Annotated in this window: 2 protein-coding genes; one reads left to right on the top strand and one right to left on the bottom strand. The window is 73.3% G+C overall.

Going from position 1 to position 4136, the window contains the following annotated elements:
* Positions 1 to 376, bottom strand: a 376-nt coding sequence (locus tag ACFWA9_RS38555) for a helix-turn-helix domain-containing protein (protein WP_380394152.1), incomplete at its 3' end; no start/stop codon positions are given.
* 308 nt (positions 377 to 684) lie between these two features.
* Here ACFWA9_RS38555 and ACFWA9_RS38550 point away from each other — a divergent pair.
* On the top strand, positions 685 to 3879 hold the full coding sequence (locus ACFWA9_RS38550; protein WP_380394150.1) for a M28 family peptidase: 3195 nt from the start codon (positions 685 to 687) through the stop codon (positions 3877 to 3879).
* The last annotated feature ends 257 nt before the right edge of the window (positions 3880 to 4136 follow it).

The raw sequence follows: 4136 nt of genomic DNA, 5'->3' as shown, positions 1-4136 counted from the left end.
AGGGCGGGGCGGCGGGGCCGCCCGGCAGTGGCGGGCGGGCCCAGCCGGCCGGTCCGGACGGGGCCGGCGGGGCGGCCGGGGCGGGCCGGTCCCACTCCCCCGCTTCCCCCTCCTCGGCCCGCAGGCAGGCGGTGCGCAGTTCGCCGCCGGCGCCGAGCAGACCGTCCAGCCGCTCGGCGATCCGCGGGGTGGTCCGGCGGGCGCCGTGTTCGAGCTTGCTGACGGCGGTGTGGTCGTAGCCGATCTCGGCGCCGAGCTGCGCCTGGGTGAGGCCGGCCCGGCGGCGCCAGTGCCGCAGCCGGGCGCCGAAGGCGCGCCAGAGCGGGTCGGCCGGCGGCGGACCGACGGACGGTACGTCGGTGTGGCTCCGGTGCACGGGGCTGCCCTCCCGAGTCGGTTCCGGTCCTTCCGATGGACAGGACGGTACTGGACCGGGCGGGCTCCGTACATGAGGTGGTCTCAACCTCTTGGTCTCAACCTCTTCACAAAACCCGCAGCTTGACAGAACTTGCCAACTGCACGGAAGCCATGCCGCAGCCGTTGACCGGGGCATGACGGCATGTGAGTGTTCCGGCACCCGAGCGCGGACGCCCGCAACGGCCGTCCCCCGATGCGGCCCCGCGGTGAGCGCCAGACAGGCACGTCGTCCGCGGTCGAGCACCCCCACGTTCGAGGAGCCTCGGAATGAAACGCAGATTACTGACGGCGGGAACCACCCTGACCGTCCTGGCCGGCATGCTGACCGCCACCGCGGTCGGACAGGCCGCCGCCCAGCCCGGCCCGGCCGTCAGCGCGCCGCCGAGCGCCCTGGCCGCCGCCGTCTCCGCCGCCGACCAGGCGGCCGCGGCGGGCCTGGACGCCCTGGCCAAGGGCCCGGGCGAGACCTACGAGCGCCAGTCCGTCACCCCGTGGCTCGGCGGCCTCTACTCCGTGGCCTACGAGCGCACCTACCAGGGCCTGCCGGTGGTCGGCGGCGACGCCGTCGTCATAGCCGACGGCCAGGGCAAGGTCCGCGGCCTCCAGTCCGCCGCCACCGGTCCGGTCGGCGGCCCGACCAAGGCCGCGATCAGCGCCGCCCAGGCGGAGAAGACCGCGCGCACCCGGCTGGCCGCCGTCGACGGCGTCGACACCCGCCGCCTGGTGGTCAAGGTGCAGGACGGCACCGGGCGGCTCGCCTGGGAGACCGTGCTCACCGGCCGGACCGGCGCGGCCCCGAGCCGGCTGCACGTCTTCGTCGACGCCCGCACCGGCGAGGTGATCGACAGCTACGACGACGTCAAGGCCGGTACCGCCAACAGCAAGTGGAACGGCCCGGCCCCGGTCACCATCAACACCACCGCCTCGGGCAGCACCTACTCGCTGCGCGACCCGAGCCGGTCCGGGCTGAGCTGTGCGGACTACAGCTCCGGCCAGGTGTTCTCCAAGTCCAGCGACTCCTGGGGCACCGGCAACCCGACCAGCAAGGAGACCGGCTGCGCCGACGTGATGTTCGCGGCGCAGAAGGAATGGGACATGCTCCGCGACTGGCTGGGCCGCAACGGCCACAACGGCAACGGCGGCAGCTGGCCGGTCAAGGTGGGCCTGAACGACGTCAACGCCTACTGGGACGGCTCCTCCGTCTCGATCGGCCACAACAACGCCAACGAGTGGATCGCCTCCATCGACGTGGTCGGCCACGAGTTCGGCCACGGCATCGACCAGTACACGCCGGGCGGCGCCAACAACGAGAACGGCCTCGGCGAGGGCACCGGCGACATCTTCGGCGCGCTGACCGAGGCGTACGCCAACGAGCCGTCCCCGTACGACAACCCGGACTACACCGTCGGCGAGATGATCAACCTGGTCGGCAGCGGGCCGATCCGCAACATGTACAACCCCTCGCTGGTGGGCAACAACCCCAACTGCTACTCCTCCTCGATCCCGAGCACCGAGGTGCACGCGGCGGCGGGCCCGCTGAACCACTGGTTCTACCTGCTCTCCGAGGGCTCCAACCCGGGCGGCGGCAAGCCCACCAGCCCGACCTGCAACAACTCCTCGGTGACCGGCGTCGGCATCAAGGACGCCGGGCGGATCTTCTACGGCGGCATGCTGCTCAAGACCAGCGGCATGACCTACAAGAAGTACCGGGTCACCACGCTCACCGCGGCCAAGAGCCTCGACCCCGGCTGCGGCCTGTTCACCCGCACCAAGGCGGCCTGGGACGCGATCAGCGTCCCCGCCCAGAGCGGCGAGCCCACCTGCACGCCGTCCGGCACCAACGACTACTCGCTGCTGGTCAACCCGACCGCCGGCTCCGTGCAGCCCGGCGCCGCCACCAGCGCCACGGTGAGCACCGCGGTCACCTCGGGCACCGCCCAGGCCGTCAACCTGGCCGTCTCCGGCGCCCCGGCCGGCGTCACCGCCTCGGTCAGCCCGTCCTCCGTGCAGGCCGGCTCCTCCGCGACGCTGAACGTCTCGGCCTCCTCCTCGGCCACCCCCGGCACCTACGTGCTCACGGTGACCGGCACCGGTTCCGCCACCCACAGCGCGCAGTACACGCTGACGGTCGGCAACGGGAACCCCAACCCCGGCGTGCCCGACGTCAGCGTCGCCAACGTCCAGGCGCACCTCGCCCAGCTGAACACGATCGCCTCGCAGAACGGCGGCAACCGCCGGGCCGGCTCGGCCGGCCACGGCCAGTCGCTCGCCTACATCAAGGGCAAGCTGCAGGCCGCCGGCTACACCGTCAGCGAGCAGACCTGCACCTCCTGCACCTACAGCTCCAACAACCTGATCGCGGACTGGCCGGGCGGCCCGGCCGACCAGGTGACCATGTTCGGCGCCCACCTCGACAGCGTCGCCGCCGGCCCGGGCATCAACGACAACGGCTCCGGCTCCGCCGTCCTGCTGGAGAACGCGCTGACCCTCGCCCAGCAGAACCCCACCCTGACCCGGCACGTCCGGTTCGCCTGGTGGACGGGTGAGGAGCAGGGCCTGCAGGGCTCGCAGCACTACGTCAACCAGCTGGGCTCCACCCAGCGCAGCGCCATCAAGGGCTACTACAACTTCGACATGGTCGGCTCGCCCAACGCCGGCTACTTCATCAACAACATCGGCTCCGCCACCTCCGCCCCGATGAAGGCCTACTGGGACTCCCTGGGCATCCAGCCCGAGGAGAACGTCGAGGGCCAGGGCCGCTCCGACGACTACTCCTTCCAGCAGGGCGGCATCCCCACCTCCGGCTACGCGGCCGGCGCCAGCGCCGTCAAGACCCCGGCCCAGGCGACCAAGTGGGGCGGCACCGCCAACCGGGCGTACGACTCCTGCTACCACCAGGCGTGCGACACCGCCAGCAACATCAACGCCACCGCCCTGGACCGCAGCGCCGACGGCGTCGCGTACACCCTGTGGAAGACCTCGGTCGGCACCGGGCCCATCCCGACCAACGACTTCTCGGTCGCGGTGAACCCGACCACCGGCAACGCCCTCCCGGGCGGGAGCACCAGCGCCACGGTCTCCACCGCCACCACCTCCGGCTCCGCCCAGACGGTGAACCTCACCGCCTCGGGCGCGCCCAGCGGGGTCACCGTGTCGGTCAGCCCGTCCTCGGTGCAGTCCGGCTCCTCCGCGACGCTGAACGTCTCGGTCGGCTCCGGCGTCCAGGCCGGCACCTACACCATCACGGTGACCGGTACCGGCTCGGCCACCCACAGCACCACGTACTCGCTGGTGGTCGGCACCGACCCGGGCAACCCGGGCGGCACCTGGACGCCGGGCACCACCTACAGCGCGGGTGACGTGGTCACCTGGAACGGTGTCAGCTACCGCTGCATCCAGGGCCACACCGCCCAGGTCGGCTGGGAGCCCAACATCGTCCCGGCCCTCTGGCAGCAGATCTGACCTGATCCGGAGGCCGTCTGTTCGGCGGGGGTCACCGGGCGCACGACGGGGTGCGGCCCCGGTCGGCACCCGATCCGGTCGGCACTGCCGTCCGGGCGGATCGGAACCCCGCCGTCGTGGGGGGGGCCCCCGGGGGGGGCCGGGGCCCCCCCCCCCCCCCCCCCCCCCCCCGGGGGGGGGGGGCGCCCCGCGCGGGGCCCCCCCCCCGGCGCGGGCCCGGGCCCGCCCCCCCCGCGCCCCCGCCCCGCGGCGGGGAG

Source organism: Kitasatospora sp. NPDC059973, from assembly GCF_042737525.1.
Classification (GTDB): domain Bacteria; phylum Actinomycetota; class Actinomycetes; order Streptomycetales; family Streptomycetaceae; genus Kitasatospora.
This window is presented reverse-complemented; position numbering and strand designations above follow the sequence as displayed.

Bases quoted from the DNA above. Each gene is read 5' to 3' on its own strand.
- ACFWA9_RS38550 (WP_380394150.1), top strand. From the start codon at position 685: ATGAAACGCAGATTACTGACGGCGGGAACCACCCTGACCGTCCTGGCC.